This is a genomic window from Pseudomonas syringae group sp. J309-1, assembly GCF_032582135.1.
Lineage (GTDB): Bacteria > Pseudomonadota > Gammaproteobacteria > Pseudomonadales > Pseudomonadaceae > Aquipseudomonas > Aquipseudomonas quasicaspiana.
Window position 1 is genome coordinate 1 of the sequence record NZ_JAWHNU010000051.1, and the last position, 15093, is coordinate 15093.

A 15093-nucleotide genomic window follows, 5' to 3' on the forward strand; every position below is an offset into this window, starting at 1 on the left:
CAAGGAGTTTTTCGTTCTGTCTGCGCCAGAAGAGGTGCGAATTATAGAGAGATTCGAGAGGCCGTCAACCCCTAATTTTCACCTTTTAATGAAAAACCTTAAAACACCTCTCTCTTCTATATAGAGAGCCTATATATAGAAGCACTAAAGCACGCCACCCTGCCTCAGCCTGGCCACCTCCGCCGTGGGCAACCCCAGCACCCGCTCAAGTACCTCGCCAGTATGCTCACCCAACAAAGGAGGCGCATGCCGATACTCAACCGGGGTCGCAGACAAGCGTATGGGACTGGCCACCTGCGGCACACTCCCGGCTAACGCATGAGGCAGACTCGTTACCAGCCCTCGCGCCCGCACATGCGGATCATCGAACACCTGAGCCAAATCATTGATAGGCCCGCAAGGCACACCCGCCGCTTCAAGCTCGCTCACCCACTGCGCAGTGGTCTTGAACACAGTCGCCTGACGAATCAGAGGGATCAGCTCTGCCCTGTTAGCGACCCGCAGCTTATTAGTCAGGAATCTTGGATCGTCAGCCCACTGCGCCTGTCCGGCCACTTCGGCAAATTTCCTGAACTGGCCGTCATTACCCACCGTAAGGATGAAGTCGCCATCAGCCGTGGGAAAGTCCTGGTAAGGAACGATGTTCGGATGCGCATTCCCCAACCGGGTAGGAGCAATGCCGGTAGTCAGGTAGTTCAACGCCTGATTCGCAAGACAGGCCACCTGCACATCCAGCAACGCCATATCGATATGCTGACCAAGCCCGCTCTGATCACGGTGCGCCAAAGCGGCCAGGATCGCCGTGCTGGAATAAACCCCGGTCATAACGTCCGTCAGTGCGACACCCACCTTTACAGGACCCGCCCCCTCCTGATCATCCGCACGCCCGGTCAGGCTCATCAACCCGCCCAACCCCTGAATCATGAAGTCATACCCGGCGCGCTTGGCATAAGGACCGGTTTGCCCGAATCCGGTTATTGAGCAATAGATCAACCCAAGATTGATTGCGCTCAAAGAAGCGTAGTCCAGACCATAGGCAGCCAGACCTCCGACCTTGAAGTTCTCAATCACGATGTCGGACTTTGCTGCCAGCTCCCTGACCAGCTTCTGCCCTTCGGGCATAGTGAAGTCGATGGTGACTGACTGCTTGTTGCGATTAGCCGACAGGTAATAAGCAGCCTCACTGGTGCTCTCGCCCTGAGCATCCTTCAGAAAGGGAGGCCCCCATGCGCGAGTGTCATCACCACTGCCCGGCCGCTCGACCTTGATGACCTCAGCACCCAGGTCGGCCAGGATCTGCCCCGCCCAAGGCCCGGCCAACACCCGAGACAAATCCAGAACACGGATATGCGATAGCGCCCCCATTGTCAGCCTCCTTAATAGAAGGCCTGAATGCCGGTCTGCGCACGGCCGAGAATCAGCGCATGCACGTCATGAGTCCCTTCATAGGTGTTCACCACCTCAAGGTTAACCAGATGCCGGGCAATGCCGAACTCGTCAGAGATACCGTTACCGCCTAGCATGTCGCGAGCCATACGGGCGATGTCCAGGGACTTGCCGCAGGAGTTACGCTTCATGATCGAAGTGATTTCAACTGCTGCCGTTCCTTCATCCTTCATTCGCCCCAGGCGCAGACAACCTTGCAGCGCCAGGGTGATCTCGGTCTGCATGTCGGCCAGCTTTTTCTGGATCAACTGATTGGCCGCCAATGGACGCCCGAACTGCTGCCGATCCAGGGTGTATTGCCGAGCGGTATGCCAGCAGAATTCGGCGGCACCCAAAGCGCCCCATGAGATGCCATAACGGGCTGAGTTAAGACAGGTAAAAGGACCTTTAAGACCTCGCACATCAGGGAAGATATTTTCGTCAGGCACAAAGACGTTATCCATGACGATCTCGCCCGTGATGGAGGCGCGCAAACCGACCTTGCCATGAATTGCCGGAGCGCTCAGCCCGGCCCAACCCTTCTCAAGCACAAAGCCGCGAATGTCTCCTTCGTCGTCCTTGCCCCAGACCACGAACACATCAGCGATCGGACTGTTAGTAATCCACATCTTGCTGCCTGAAAGCCTGTAGCCGCCGTCGACTTTCTTTGCCCGGGTAATCATCGCACCAGGGTCAGACCCGTGATTAGGCTCCGTCAGACCAAAGCAGCCAATCCATTCGCCGGACGCGAGCTTTGGCAGGTACTTCTGCTTTTGCGCCTCGGTACCGAACTCGTTGATGGGCACCATCACCAGAGAAGACTGCACACTCATCATGGAACGGTAGCCAGAGTCGATCCGCTCCACTTCCCGTGCGATCAACCCATAGCAAACATAATTAAGGCCGCTGCCGCCGTACTCTTCCGGAATAGTCGCCCCGAGCAGACCAACGTCACCCATTTCACGAAAGATCGCAGGATCGGTCTGCTCATGACGGAAGGCTTCAAGCACTCTGGGTGCCAGCTTGTCCTGAGCGAATTGCGCCGCGCTTTCGCGCACCATGCGCTCTTCTTCGGTGAGCTGCTGATCCAGCAACAGGGGATCAATCCAGTTGAAGCTTGCCTTGCCAGCCATGAGCCATCCTCAATCGTTGAAATAGTTATGGACTGATCCTAGACCGGGCGCAGCAACCTCACAAACGATGAATCCGCACGCTATTGTGCTAATTTCTCACTCCGAAACTCATAACAAGAACGATACTGGCTGTGATTAGTGAGGTCTTCGTACATGCGCCGCAAAATCCCCAGCACCGCCGCACTGGTCAGCTTCGAGGCAGCAGCTCGCCATGAAAGCTTCACCAAGGCCGCTGAAGAACTTTCCCTCACTCAGAGCGCCATCTGCCGACAGATCGGTAGCCTGGAATCCTTCCTCGGTATAGAACTGTTCAGGCGCTCTCGGCGAGGAGTGAAGTTGACCGAAGCGGGCTTGTCCTACAGCAGACGTGTCGCGACGCAACTGGATGCCGTGGAGCGCGACACCTTGTCAGTTATGGGCAATCAGGGCGCCAACGCGATAGAACTGGCAGTCGTCCCAACCTTTGGCACCCAATGGCTATTGCCCCGCCTCAAAGATTTTCAGCAGAGTCAGCCTGACGTCACAGTAAACCTCACCAATCGCACTCGCCCGTTTCTGTTTGCCGATACCGACTTCGACGCTGCTATCTACTTTGGCGATGCGGAATGGCCAGGCACCGAGTCGCACCGACTGATGGGCGAAAATCCCCTACCGGTCTGCAGCCCGGCACTGTTAGGAAAAGGAAGCCAGCTTGACCCGGCAGAAATCGCGACATTACCGCTGCTGCAGCAAACCACTCGCCCCTACGCTTGGCGACAATGGTTCAGCGGGCTAGAGATGAACGTCGCACGGGACATGACGGGCCCACGCTATGAGCTGTTTTCGATGCTCGCTCAAGCTGCCAGCCACGAAATGGGCATCGCCCTGATCCCGCCCTTCCTTATCCAGCGAGAATTGAAAGAACAGCGGCTGGTGATCGCCAACCCGCACGCACTTGCCAGCCCCAAGGCGTACTACCTGATGATTCCGGTGCGCAAAGTGGAATCGGCATCACTAGGCGCATTTCGCGACTGGCTCGTAGAGCAAGCCAGGACTTACGAGCACGAAAGCTTTAGAAAGGCCTGATAGCTGTGTAGTCATACCCTCATAAAACCTACAGATATACGTTTTTGTCGCATAAACGCCTTCTTATCCCCGCACGAAAAATAAGGCCTCTAGGCCGCACGCTGCCTGATTCCCAGCCATATTCTCTCGTCATACCCATGATTCCAGAACTGAATTCAGGGTTTTCTGATATTTCGACTACTTTCCCTGTAAGGCCCAGCAATTAAGGGCTCAAAGCCGAATGCTGCGACATTTGGTCACGGGATGACTTGTAGTTAATTTATCGTCTCGTTACAAAATGAATTGAAGGCACCAAACTTCGCCTGCAAAATGCCGCGCCCCGCCCGGAAATGGCGGGATCATGCTGATCGGCAGCCCCAGTCGTACTTGCTGAAGTGCGCTGGCCTAATTGAAGAAAACAAGAAGATCACGCAGGAGATTACACGTGCACATTGGCGTTCCTCTCGAGACCCAGTCGGGTGAAAAGCGGGTTGCTGCAACCCCCGAAACTATCAAGAAGCTGATCGCCCAAGGCCATCGGGTTACGGTGCAAAGTGGGGCAGGTATCACTGCCAGCGTCACGGACAGTGCTTATGAAGCAGCAGGCGCCACAATGGGTGCCGCCGCTGAAACACTCTCTGCCGAGCTGCTGCTCAAGGTCTGCGCGCCGAACGACAGCGAACTGGCGCAGATCAAGCGCGGTACGATCGTTATCGGGATGCTCAACCCCTTCAACAGCGAAACCATCGCCAAGATGGCCGAGCAAGGCATCACGGGTTTTGCTCTGGAAGCTGCGCCGCGCACTTCCCGCGCGCAAAGCCTCGATGTGCTGTCCTCCCAGGCCAACATTGCGGGCTATAAAGCCGTGCTGTTGGGCGCTCATCACTATCCGCGTTTCATGCCGATGCTGATGACCGCTGCGGGCACCGTCAAAGCTGCGCGAGTACTGGTACTCGGCGCTGGCGTGGCCGGCTTGCAAGCCATCGCTACCGCAAAGCGTCTCGGTGCGGTTGTCGAGGCCTCCGATGTGCGTCCAGCGGTGAAGGAGCAAATCGAATCTCTGGGTGCCAAGTTCATCGACGTGCCTTACGAAACCGATGAAGAGCGTGAATGCGCCGTCGGTGTGGGTGGTTACGCCCGCCCGATGCCCGCCAGCTGGATGCAGCGTCAGGCGATTGCAGTGCATGAACGCGCCAAACAGTCGGACATCGTCATCACCACCGCGTTGATCCCTGGCCGCAAAGCGCCGGTATTGCTCAGCGCAGAGACCGTCGCCGAAATGAAGCCTGGCTCGGTGGTAATCGACCTGGCGGCAGCCCAAGGCGGCAACTGCCCGCTGACCGTAGCCGATCAGGCTGTCGTCGAGCACGGCGTCACGCTGGTGGGTTACACCAACCTGCCCGCGCTGGTCGCCGCAGACGCCTCGGCGCTGTACGCCCGCAACCTGCTGGACTTCATGAAGCTGCTGTTCGACAAGGACGGTCAGCTGCACATCAACCTGGAAGACGACATTGTTGCCGCGTGCCTGATGTGCCGCGACGGCCAAGTCATCCGCAAGAACGGCTGAGGATAAAACAATGGAAGAGCTGATCTCCCCAGGTATCTACAACCTGATCATTTTCGTGCTGGCGATCTACGTCGGTTATCACGTGGTCTGGAACGTAACGCCAGCCCTGCACACGCCGTTGATGGCCGTGACCAATGCCATCTCGGCGATCGTCATCGTTGGCGCCATGCTCGCTGCCGCGCTAACCGTGACACCACTGGGCAAAACCATGGGCACCCTTGCGGTCGCTCTGGCAGCCGTCAACGTGTTCGGCGGCTTCCTTGTCACCCGGCGCATGCTGGAGATGTTCAAGAAAAAAGCACCGAAAGCCAAAGATGAGGTAGCGAAGTAATGAGCATGAACCTCGTCACCTTGTTGTACCTCGTTTCGGCGGTCTGCTTTATTCAGGCTCTCAAAGGTTTGTCGCACCCGACCACGTCACGTCGCGGCAACCTGTTCGGCATGCTCGGCATGGGCCTGGCCGTCGTAACCACCATTGGCCTCGTTTACAAGCTGGCAGCCCTGTCCGACACCACGGCTGGCATCGGCTACATCGTGATTGGCCTGCTGGTCGGCGGCACCGCGGGGTCGATCATGGCCAAGCGCGTTGAAATGACCAAGATGCCTGAGCTGGTGGCTTTCATGCACAGCATGATTGGCCTCGCAGCAGTGTTCATCGCTATCGCAGCAGTGGTTGAGCCGCAGTCGCTGAACATCGTGAAGAACCTGGGCGATGCCATCCCTGCGGGTAACCGTCTGGAGCTGTTCCTGGGCGCGGCCATTGGCGCAATCACCTTCTCCGGCTCGGTGATCGCTTTCGGCAAACTCTCCGGCAAGTACAAGTTCCGCCTGTTCCAGGGCGCACCGGTACAGTTCGCCGGGCAGCACAAACTGAATCTGGTCTTGGGTCTGGCGACATTGGCGTTCGGCCTGTTCTTCATGTTCACCGGTAACCTCGCCGCGTTCGCTATTATGCTGGCTCTGGCCTTCGTGATCGGTGTGCTGCTGATCATCCCGATTGGCGGCGCAGACATGCCTGTCGTCGTGTCGATGCTCAACAGCTATTCGGGCTGGGCAGCGGCCGGTATCGGTTTCTCCCTGAACAACTCGATGTTGATCATTGCCGGCTCGCTGGTAGGTTCCTCCGGCGCGATCCTGTCGTACATCATGTGCAAAGCCATGAACCGCTCGTTCTTCAATGTGATTGGTGGCGGCTTCGGCGGCGCGACTGACGCTGCTGGCCCGGCAGGCGCCAAAGAGGCCCGCCCGGTGAAATCCGGCTCGGCCGACGACGCGACCTTCCTGCTGACCAACGCCGACACTGTGATCATCGTCCCAGGCTACGGTCTGGCGGTTGCCCGGGCGCAGCACGCGCTTAAAGAGCTGACCGAGAAACTGACTCACCACGGCGTCACCGTGAAGTACGCGATCCACCCGGTTGCCGGACGTATGCCAGGCCATATGAACGTCCTGCTCGCCGAGGCCGAAGTGCCTTACGACCAAGTGTTCGAGATGGAAGACATCAACTCCGAGTTTGGTCAGGCGGACGTGGTGCTGGTGTTGGGAGCGAACGACGTGGTCAACCCGGCCGCCAAGAACGATCCCAAATCGCCGATTGCAGGCATGCCGATTCTGGAAGCCTTCAAGGCCAAGACCATCATCGTCAACAAGCGCTCGATGGCCAGCGGTTATGCCGGCCTGGACAACGAACTGTTCTATCTGGACAAAACCATGATGGTCTTCGGCGACGCCAAAAAGGTGATCGAGGACATGGTTAAGGCGGTCGACAACGCGTAGTCTCCAGGCGCGTTTAACCTGGGCCCCGGCGCAAAAACGCCGGGGCTTTTTACATTCTGCGTAACAGTGTTTTGCGTTGAAACCCGCTAATTAGAGCCTCCAATGCGACCTTGGTAGCGGGACGAACACAGTCCAACTCTCTAGACTTGGACTTCGCTTCCACCTCCGAGACAAGAAACCCATGTACCGTGATCGTATCCGCTTGCCTTCCCTAATGAACAAGGTCATGAGCGCGGCTGACGCTGCCGCCTTGATTCAGGACGGCATGACCATCGGCATGAGCGGCTTTACCCGCGCAGGTGAAGCCAAAGCCGTACCCCACGCCCTGGCCGAACGAGCAAAGCTGTCGCCGCTCAAGATCAGCCTGATGACCGGCGCCAGCCTGGGCAACGACCTGGACAAGCAACTGACCGAAGCCGGCGTGCTGTCGCGTCGCTCGCCATTTCAAGTCGACAGCACGCTGCGCAAGGCTATTAACGATGGCTCGGTGATGTTCATCGACAGCCACCTGTCCGACACCGTCGAGCAACTGCGTAACCGGCAGATCAAGGCCGTGGATCTGGCCGTCATCGAATGCGTAGCGATTACCGAAGAGGGGCATCTGGTACTCAGCACCTCAGTGGGCAACTCTGCCAGCTTTGCGATTCTGGCCAAGGAAGTTATCGTCGAGATCAACCTCGCCCAACCGTTGGAGCTGGAAGGCCTGCACGACATCTATATTCCGAGCTATCGCCCTACCCGCCTGCCCATTCCAGTGCTGCAGGCTGACACGCGCATCGGCAACCCGGCGGTACAGATCGATCCGGCAAAAATCGTCGGCATCGTGATCAGCAACCAACCTGATTCGCCGTCAACAGTATTGCCGCCGGATATGGACACCCAGGCCATCGCCAATCACCTGGTGGAGTTCTTCAAAAACGAAGTGCGCGAGGATCGGCTGACCAACAAGTTGATGCCGCTGCAGGCCGGAATCGGCACCATCGCCAATGCCGTCATGCACGGTCTCGTGGACTCGCCCTTCCATGACATGACCATGTATTCGGAGGTTCTGCAGGACTCGACATTCGAACTGTTCGACGCGGGCAAACTGAGCTTCGCCTCCGGCAGCTCCATGACCCTTTCCGCCAGCAAACACGCCGAAGTGTATGCCGACTTCGGGCGCTACAAATCGCGCCTGATGCTGCGCCCTCAGGAGATCTCCAATCACCCGGAAATCATCCGTCGCCTGGGCATCATCGGCATCAACACCGCCCTTGAGTTCGATCTGTACGGCAACGTCAACTCTACCCACGTCTGCGGCACGCGCATGATGAACGGCATTGGGGGCTCGGGTGATTTCGCCCGCAACGCGCACCTGGCGATCTTCGTGACCAAATCCATTGCCAAGGGCGGGGCGATTTCCAGCGTCGTGCCGATGGTCAGTCATGTGGACCATACCGAGCATGACGTGGACATCCTGGTGACCGAGCAAGGCCTGGCGGATCTTCGTGGCCTCGCCCCTCGGGAACGCGCCAGAGTGATCATCGACAACTGTGTGCATCCCGCTTACCGAGACGCCCTCAACGCCTACTTCGCCGCCGCTTGCCTTAAAGGCGGACACACCCCGCACGTACTGCGCGAAGCACTAAGTTGGCACGCTCGCCTGGACGAAACGGGCAGCATGCTGCCCATCTAGGCAAACAGTTGCGAGGCAGCAATACAGTTTTCTGCCTCGCAACAACATGCAAAAAGACAATACTGAAAAAACTGTACTGCTGTACCGGTCATTTGGAGGGGGTAAAACAGGGTTTTCACCAAATCAGCGCACAAAATGCACTGAAAACGTGCAGACCGATACAGTTGCCCCAAATAGGAACAAAACAGTGCCTTTAAACAGTTAACTGAACTCGCACAATACAGTTGAACTGTGTCTAGAGAGACTGGCCAACTCGGAGGAAGATGGGCACCAGTTAAATCACTCTCTAGCCCGCCACAAGCGGAAGGATGCACACCATGGAACGTACACTCAGTTCCGACCTTTTCCACGAAAACACCGCTACAACCGCAAAAGCTGCATGGCCTCTTCGCGCTTTCGCTAACCTGATGCTTTGGCAACGTCGCCTGTCCAGCCGCCACCAATTGGCCCGCCTGGATGCACGTCTGCTGGCTGACGCAGGTATCAGCGAATCGCAACGTTACGAAGAGCTGAGCAAGCCGTTCTGGCGCTAACTGGCGCACGCTGGTCCTGACCTTCCAAGGTCACTCACCAGCAACCCGAATTGCTTCATACAAGACCCGTCGCAGGTAACTGCCGACGGGTTTTGTCATTTCTGGATTATCAAAAACTCTGACCATATTCCTTTGCCCCCCGTCCCGCAGCAAACACTGGACTGTAGGAGTGAGCTTGCACGCGATTGTCTAGTGGTCGACGAATGCATCGCTTGGACTGACGCTATCGCGAGCAAGGTGGAGCGCCACCCCGGTAACTCCTACAGGAAGAATTCCAAATCAGGCGGCCGCATTCTGGTGATGAGAACTGCGATCCAATTCGAGACATTGGATTGAGGTGAGCGCTTACGGACAGGGATCAAAGCTCTAGCGCCAGAGCGATACAGTTTCACAAATCCTAAAATCATCAAGTACAGTTTGTTATAAATCCCCTGATCTTCACTCCGCCACTTACCCAACCAACTCCATGCGCGTCAGTGCTAAAAAGCCAGAACCACCACGCATGGATACGCGCATGACCCATTCTTCGCCCAGCCAGCCTTCAACCTTTGGCGCCTTCTGCATCGCAAGCCTGCTGCTTTCGGTCTCTTATGGCTCAACCTTCCTCCTGACGCTACTGATCAAATCCTTCGGCGGGGATGAGCGTTATTCGGGCCAGGTGATTTCCGTCGCGATGATCAGCACGATTGCAGCTGTGCTGGGCTCTGGGCATCTGACCGATAAATGGGGGCCTGCGCGCTGTATAGCGTTGGGAGCGAGTTTTCTGGCGGCAGCCTCCTTAGGATTCGCAACTGCAGATAGCCTCGGCCCCTGGCTGATGATTTGCGCCCTGATGCTTGGCCTCGGTTGGGGAGTCTTTTATACCTTGGGGCCCATTATGGTCGCGGGTATGGTTGAACCCGCTCGCCGCAGCCACAGCTTTGCGCTGCTCTCGGGCAGCATGTTGACCGGTATAGGCTCCGGACCTTTGGCAGGGAAACTCGCGGGTTACTTCGGGCTGCCGATCCAGACCGCTTTTTTCTGTGCTTCGGCTATGGCGGTAGCAGGTGGACTGTATTTCTGGCGGACGGGACAACGCACGCACGCGACCGCCTCATCCGCAGATCGCGCACAGATCGGCCTGGACTCTGCGATCAAGGTTTTAACCTCCCGAGCGGCCTTCTCCATTCTAATGGTCGGGCTTGGCGGGGCGGTTTTCGGCGGCCTGGGCAGCTTCCAGACCAGCTACGCCTCCAGCCTGGGACTTGATTACTCGGTGTTCTTCATCTGCTTCATGGGTGCCGCCATCTGCTGCCGCTTGCTGATTGCGAGCTGGGTGGTCAAGCGCAACCCTTTTGCGGCGTCCTGCGTGCTAAGCGCCATCATGCTGATTGCCGTCGTCGGCTTTGGACAGTGGGTCCATGACAGCATCAGCTATGGCTTGGCGGCCGCCATGCTGGGCGTCGGTTATGGCCTCAACTATTCAGTCATCAACGGGCTTGCTGCTAATGAAGCACCTTCCGGGCTCACAGCGCAGTCGTTACTGCTCTTCAGCCTGGCTTATTTTCTGGGCGTGTTTGGCTTTCCCTTCCTCGCAGGCAAACTCATCGTCCATGGCGGGGTCAATGGAATGCTGTTCAGCACCGGTTTGATTGCCCTGCTGGTCTGGGTCATCAGCCTGGGCAGATGGCTCAACGACGCTCGGCTGGCCATTGCCCGCAGAGCCTAGGACACACTGTCTACAGCGCTGCCATGCTAGGCTTGGACAGTCCCGTACGATCAGTTCTGTCACGGCCTTCACGAAACAGCCGGGCTGGCCCGCGTTTCTTACTATCGCTTTCTGTTCCACTGGAGTCCGATCATGTCCCGTCTTCGCCTGCTAGGTGCCGCTGTCCTGCTGACTGCTGCCACCGGCGCCAACGCCACTAGCTTTGTTGTCACAACAGATGCCATGGTGCGCACCGTTGATTCAACGACCAACGCTACTTCCGATGTCAGTTCTTCCTTCAGGGACGACAAGATTGTTCGTGAAGCTCGCGATGACGCCGCCACGTTTGTCGGCAGCGCCGGTGAAATCCGTGGTGCTCGCCTGGAAAATGCCTTCCAGCACATTCGCCAGATCGCGCCACAACTGCAAGCTTCCGATGCTCAACTGGCCCAAGCCATCCTGGCCATCTGACGTCGCGCTCCGACAGCCTGGGCAATCTTGCCCGGCTGTCGGGCTGGCTCTAGCCCGGCCATTGCGCTAGCCTTGCGGCTCGTTTTTGCAAGTGTTAGAGAGCCATGCGTTTACTGCCGCTGCTGTTCATCACCCCGATAACGTGCCTGCTCTGGACCGCACCGGCCCAGGCGCTGGATACCACCACGCAATCCCTGGTCATAACAGGCTACGTCACCAGCAAAGTGACGACAGCGCCCTTTGATAGAAAGCTGATTGTTGCGGCGCAGGATGACGCTGCGGCCTTTGTCGCCAGTGACGGCGAGCTGCTGGGAGCACGTCTGGAATCAGCACTAATGGCTCTGCGCCAGGCTGATCCAAAACTTAGTGTCAGCGACCTCGAACTCGCGCAAGCAATCCTCGTCCAATAGCCACTTCACCTCTTCTGCATTACTTGGAGACGTTCCATGCGTACCCCCCTGATTGCCGCCACACTGGGTCTGTTTTTGCTGGCTGACATCGCTCAAGCACAGACCGTCGTGCAGACCAGTAACATCATCGTGCGCGCTTTCGGTCGCACCATCGACTTCACGTCCGACACCACCACCTCGATCCGCGACTCCAAAATCGTGGTTCAGGCCAAAGACGACGCGGCCAGCTACGTGGCCAGCGGTGGCGATATTCACGGCGCACAACTCGACGCCGCATTCGACATGCTGCGCACCCGCCTGCCAGAAGCCCGCGGTGCAAGTGATCAAGTGCTCGCCGAAGCTATTCTCGCTCTGTGAGGCGCCTCTGCGTCTGGCTGCTGGCAGGCGCATTGTCTCTGCTTGGCACGTCCGCCTTCGCTGACTTGAGCCTGTCGCTGGATACCAGCGGCCTCAGCCCTGCGCAGCAAAAAGCTACCCAGACGCTACTGGATGAAGCCCTCAGCGCCCTGCCGCCCAGCTTCGTCAAGGATCTGGATCGACGTGTTGACGTGCGCTGGTCCGCCGACATGCCTGCCAATGCTTATGGCCAGGCATCCGGACCGTATCGACTCGATCTCAATACCAACCTGCTTGCGGGCTTGACCGACGGCAGCGCCGCAACAAAAAAAACCAACCGCCCCCATGGCACCGTGCGCCGGGAAATGCTCGCCACCGTGCTGCACGAGCTGACTCACATTTATGACCGCGCGCGCCTGTGGTCACCGGCCCAACGCTCGATGATCTTCCAGTGCGGCCGACGCAGCAGCTCGCTGGGTAAAGTGGGCTTGCCTGATTACTGCCGAGGTCAGACTGACCGCCGCTTCACGTTGAGCGACGACCCGCGCCTGCTGGATCTGGCAGGCTGGCCACAATATGTCGGCCGCCGCGGTGATCGCGAAGAACACAACGGGCAGGTTGCACGCAGCCCCGACATCTACGAAACCACCAGCCCGCTGGAATTCGTTGCGGTCAACATGGAGTACTTTCTGCTCGACCCGGCCTACGTCTGCCGTCGCCCGGCGCTGTACGCCTACTACAAAGAACAATTCGGCTGGGCACCTGCGGCAAAAGACCAGTGCCCGTCCTTCTATCCGTACCTGAACGCGGGCAACGATTTCGGCCGTGAGCCACTGGGCAAACTCGACCCCGAGCGGGTGTATGAGGTCGATTACCTGCTGGCCGAAGCCAACCAGAACATGATGAGCCGCTGGGGCCACAGCATGTTGCGGCTGGTCATCTGCAAGCCCGGTCGCCCGCGTGGCCCGGACTGTCGCCTCGATCTGGACCAACATCTGGTGCTCTCGTACCGCGCCTTTGTTGGCGACGTTCAACTGTCCAGTTGGGATGGCCTGATGGGCGCCTACCCGTCGCGGCTGTTTGTGCTGCCGCTGGCACAGGTGATCGACGAATACACCAAGACCGAACTGCGCAGCCTCGCCTCCGTACCGCTGAAACTGTCCCGCCCGGAAATCGAAGGCCTGGTACAGCACGCCGCTGAAATGCACTGGAGTTACGACGGCAGCTACTTCTTCCTGTCCAATAACTGCGCGGTGGAGAACCTCAAACTGCTGCGCAGCGGCACCAACAATCCCAAGCTGGTCGACCTGGACAGCATCTTGCCCAATGGCTTGCTTGAAGTGCTCAAAGGCCGCGGTCTGGCCGATACCAGCGTGCTGGACGACCCGAAGGAAGCGCTGCGTAGAGGCTACCGCTTCGACTCTTATCGCGACCGCTACCAAGCGATGTTCGACGTGTTGAGAAAGCATTTACCGATCAAGCAGACCACCGTTGAAGAATGGATGTCGCTGTCTGCCGAAGAGCGCAAACCCTGGCTGCCGCAAGCGGACTTACGCACCAGTGCGGCCATGTTGCTGCTTGAACAGGCCAGCCTGCGTCGGCAATTGTTGCTGGCTCAGGATGAGGTCAAACAACGCTACCTCAGCGCCCGCGAGCAGAAAGACGGCAGCGTCTCCAAAGCCACCGGCACCTTGCAGGAAATCCTCGCCAGCAGCGGCTTTCTCAGTCGCCCGGCTGAACTGCTCGACAGCGGCGGCTACGGCTTGCCGCAAACTGCAGAATGGAAACGCCTGGAAGACGAAAGCAGTCAGCGCCAGAAACAACTACAGCGCTTGACCGGCGACCTGGATAAAGAAGTCCGCGCCCTGCTCGAACCCGAGCGCGCCAAGGAAATTGCCGCTAACGAGGCCAACCTCAAACAGCTCAGCGAGCACTTGCGGGCACTGCACAAAGCCGGTGGCGGGCTGGAGCTGCCTTAAGCTTTGACCGGCTGCTTCTTCTTGCGTGGTTTCAGGTACTTCATCAAGCCCTGAAACCACATCACCAGACCGGCGTTGCCCTTGATCTGGATATCCTTGTCCTGAATGCCCTGCATGAAAGCCAGTTGCTTGTTTTTGGCTTGCAGGGTGGCGAAGCCGTAAGCGGCGTCCTTGAAGATAATGGCGAAGCCAGGCTCTGCGATAACACCCGAAGCACTGCTGACCCGCTGCCCACTGACCACAAAATGCCGAGCGACCTTGCCGTCAGCCGTTTGCAGCACGAAGGTCAATTCCTTACCGGCGAGCTGCTGTTGAAACGCCGGATTATTGCGACTGGCCCGCGCCATCAACAGGCCCAGCATCCAGAGTAGAAAACGAAATTTCATGGGCGTGACTCGCAAGGAATATGGGCGCGAGTGTAGCTGCTTGTTAGATGCTATTCAGCAGCAAATTCGAAGAAGATGGGTAACTTTTCGTGACTGATTGGTCATATTGAAGTCGCGCTATAACTAGAGAGATTTTATGTTTGCCCGCAAGTTTGATCCGACTCGCAGGACTGGCCGGGCGGCGTTCCTACGAAATTTGCCTAGATTTTGTGGGAGCTGGGCTTGCCCGCGATAAACGATGACGCGGTCTAAGGTCGAGTTAGTCCTATCGCGAGCAAGCTCGGCAACGATGCTGTCTCAAGGTCAGCCGCACGACGGGGGCTATAACTTGAAAACGCGTAACGCAGACAAGGCCATATAAAAAGCAAAAAGCCCCGACGCTTTGGCATCGGGGCTTTCTGTGAAACTCGATATCGGCCTTATCTTTAGCAATTTCTCGCACATCCTGCTCACTGGCTAGGGGAGGTTTTCACCTCCGATATCAACACCCCTCTCGGGTTCCGGTCCGTGCTGACGGGCAAACAATACTAAACATTGGGGTGTTCGCCCAGCAGAAAAGCCGGCTACAGCGGGCGTCTTTCGGCATAGCTCGAATCAACCAGCCGTCAGTGCCGAGTAGCTGTTCATCAAGTTACGATAGTTCGGGATACGCTGGGACAGCAGGTTACCTA

Annotated in this window: 14 protein-coding genes; 11 read left to right on the plus strand and 3 right to left on the minus strand. The window is 57.7% G+C overall.

Features of this window, described 5'->3' with window-relative positions:
• Positions 1 to 144: 144 nt before the first annotated feature.
• Positions 145 to 1365 carry a CaiB/BaiF CoA transferase family protein gene (locus RX972_RS22480; protein WP_231674952.1) on the minus strand — a complete coding sequence of 407 codons (1221 nt, stop codon included), beginning with the start codon at positions 1363 to 1365 and terminating at the stop codon, positions 145 to 147.
• A gap of 11 nt (positions 1366 to 1376) precedes the next feature.
• Positions 1377 to 2558, minus strand: a complete 1182-nt coding sequence (locus tag RX972_RS22485; protein ID WP_027899880.1) for an acyl-CoA dehydrogenase — start codon at positions 2556 to 2558, stop codon at positions 1377 to 1379.
• 153 nt (positions 2559 to 2711) lie between these two features.
• Here RX972_RS22485 and RX972_RS22490 point away from each other — a divergent pair, with 153 nt between their 5' ends.
• The 11 genes from RX972_RS22490 (at position 2712) to RX972_RS22540 (ending at position 14036) form a co-directional block, all read left to right on the plus strand.
• The gene (locus tag RX972_RS22490; protein ID WP_027899879.1) at positions 2712 to 3623 is read left to right on the plus strand and encodes a LysR family transcriptional regulator; all 912 of its coding nucleotides are present in this window, start codon (positions 2712 to 2714) and stop codon (positions 3621 to 3623) included.
• A gap of 424 nt (positions 3624 to 4047) precedes the next feature.
• Positions 4048 to 5169 carry a Re/Si-specific NAD(P)(+) transhydrogenase subunit alpha gene (locus RX972_RS22495; protein ID WP_316878572.1) on the plus strand — a complete coding sequence of 374 codons (1122 nt, stop codon included), beginning with the start codon at positions 4048 to 4050 and terminating at the stop codon, positions 5167 to 5169.
• A gap of 10 nt (positions 5170 to 5179) precedes the next feature.
• Positions 5180 to 5500 (plus strand): NAD(P) transhydrogenase subunit alpha, encoded by a 321-nt coding sequence (locus RX972_RS22500; protein WP_027899877.1) that lies wholly within the window; start codon positions 5180 to 5182, stop codon positions 5498 to 5500.
• The gene (locus RX972_RS22505) at positions 5500 to 6945 is read left to right on the plus strand and encodes an NAD(P)(+) transhydrogenase (Re/Si-specific) subunit beta (RefSeq protein ID WP_122708642.1); all 1446 of its coding nucleotides are present in this window, start codon (positions 5500 to 5502) and stop codon (positions 6943 to 6945) included. Before RX972_RS22500 ends, RX972_RS22505 begins: the two co-directional genes overlap by 1 nt.
• Before the next feature lie 181 nt (positions 6946 to 7126).
• Positions 7127 to 8620 (plus strand): acetyl-CoA hydrolase/transferase family protein, encoded by a 1494-nt coding sequence (locus RX972_RS22510; RefSeq protein WP_316878575.1) that lies wholly within the window; start codon positions 7127 to 7129, stop codon positions 8618 to 8620.
• A gap of 317 nt (positions 8621 to 8937) precedes the next feature.
• On the plus strand, positions 8938 to 9153 hold the full coding sequence (locus tag RX972_RS22515) for a DUF1127 domain-containing protein (protein ID WP_027899874.1): 216 nt from the start codon (positions 8938 to 8940) through the stop codon (positions 9151 to 9153).
• Positions 9154 to 9667: 514 nt separating this feature from the next.
• On the plus strand, positions 9668 to 10861 hold the full coding sequence (locus RX972_RS22520) for an MFS transporter (RefSeq protein WP_316878579.1): 1194 nt from the start codon (positions 9668 to 9670) through the stop codon (positions 10859 to 10861).
• Between the two features lie 132 nt (positions 10862 to 10993).
• On the plus strand, positions 10994 to 11311 hold the full coding sequence (locus RX972_RS22525) for a DUF2388 domain-containing protein (RefSeq protein ID WP_027899871.1): 318 nt from the start codon (positions 10994 to 10996) through the stop codon (positions 11309 to 11311).
• A 104-nt stretch (positions 11312 to 11415) separates the two neighbouring features.
• Positions 11416 to 11721, plus strand: coding sequence for a DUF2388 domain-containing protein (locus tag RX972_RS22530; protein WP_095093260.1), 306 nt, complete (start codon positions 11416 to 11418; stop codon positions 11719 to 11721).
• A 36-nt stretch (positions 11722 to 11757) separates the two neighbouring features.
• Positions 11758 to 12078: a DUF2388 domain-containing protein gene (locus tag RX972_RS22535; protein ID WP_099270083.1), complete on the plus strand. Its 321-nt coding sequence runs from the start codon at positions 11758 to 11760 to the stop codon at positions 12076 to 12078.
• A complete protein-coding gene (locus RX972_RS22540) occupies positions 12075 to 14036 on the plus strand; it encodes a DUF4105 domain-containing protein (RefSeq protein WP_231672794.1) in 1962 nt (653 codons plus the stop codon). The genes RX972_RS22535 and RX972_RS22540 overlap by 4 nt, the downstream gene beginning before the upstream one ends.
• Here the strand turns inward: RX972_RS22540 and RX972_RS22545 are convergent.
• Complete coding sequence (locus RX972_RS22545; protein ID WP_122708638.1) at positions 14033 to 14422, minus strand: SCP2 sterol-binding domain-containing protein; 390 nt, start codon at positions 14420 to 14422, stop codon at positions 14033 to 14035. The two genes, RX972_RS22540 and RX972_RS22545, sit on opposite strands and share 4 nt — an antisense overlap.
• Positions 14423 to 15093 lie beyond the last annotated feature (671 nt).

Bases quoted from the DNA above. Each gene is read 5' to 3' on its own strand.
- RX972_RS22535 (WP_099270083.1), top strand. From the start codon at position 11,758: ATGCGTACCCCCCTGATTGCCGCCACACTGGGTCTGTTTTTGCTGGCT.
- RX972_RS22545 (WP_122708638.1), bottom strand. From the start codon at position 14,422: ATGAAATTTCGTTTTCTACTCTGGATGCTGGGCCTGTTGATGGCGCGG.
- RX972_RS22505 (WP_122708642.1), top strand. From the start codon at position 5,500: ATGAGCATGAACCTCGTCACCTTGTTGTACCTCGTTTCGGCGGTCTGC.
- RX972_RS22530 (WP_095093260.1), top strand. From the start codon at position 11,416: ATGCGTTTACTGCCGCTGCTGTTCATCACCCCGATAACGTGCCTGCTC.
- RX972_RS22515 (WP_027899874.1), top strand. From the start codon at position 8,938: ATGGAACGTACACTCAGTTCCGACCTTTTCCACGAAAACACCGCTACA.
- RX972_RS22510 (WP_316878575.1), top strand. From the start codon at position 7,127: ATGTACCGTGATCGTATCCGCTTGCCTTCCCTAATGAACAAGGTCATG.
- RX972_RS22480 (WP_231674952.1), bottom strand. From the start codon at position 1,365: ATGGGGGCGCTATCGCATATCCGTGTTCTGGATTTGTCTCGGGTGTTG.
- RX972_RS22520 (WP_316878579.1), top strand. From the start codon at position 9,668: ATGACCCATTCTTCGCCCAGCCAGCCTTCAACCTTTGGCGCCTTCTGC.
- RX972_RS22490 (WP_027899879.1), top strand. From the start codon at position 2,712: ATGCGCCGCAAAATCCCCAGCACCGCCGCACTGGTCAGCTTCGAGGCA.
- RX972_RS22485 (WP_027899880.1), bottom strand. From the start codon at position 2,558: ATGGCTGGCAAGGCAAGCTTCAACTGGATTGATCCCCTGTTGCTGGAT.
- RX972_RS22525 (WP_027899871.1), top strand. From the start codon at position 10,994: ATGTCCCGTCTTCGCCTGCTAGGTGCCGCTGTCCTGCTGACTGCTGCC.
- RX972_RS22500 (WP_027899877.1), top strand. From the start codon at position 5,180: ATGGAAGAGCTGATCTCCCCAGGTATCTACAACCTGATCATTTTCGTG.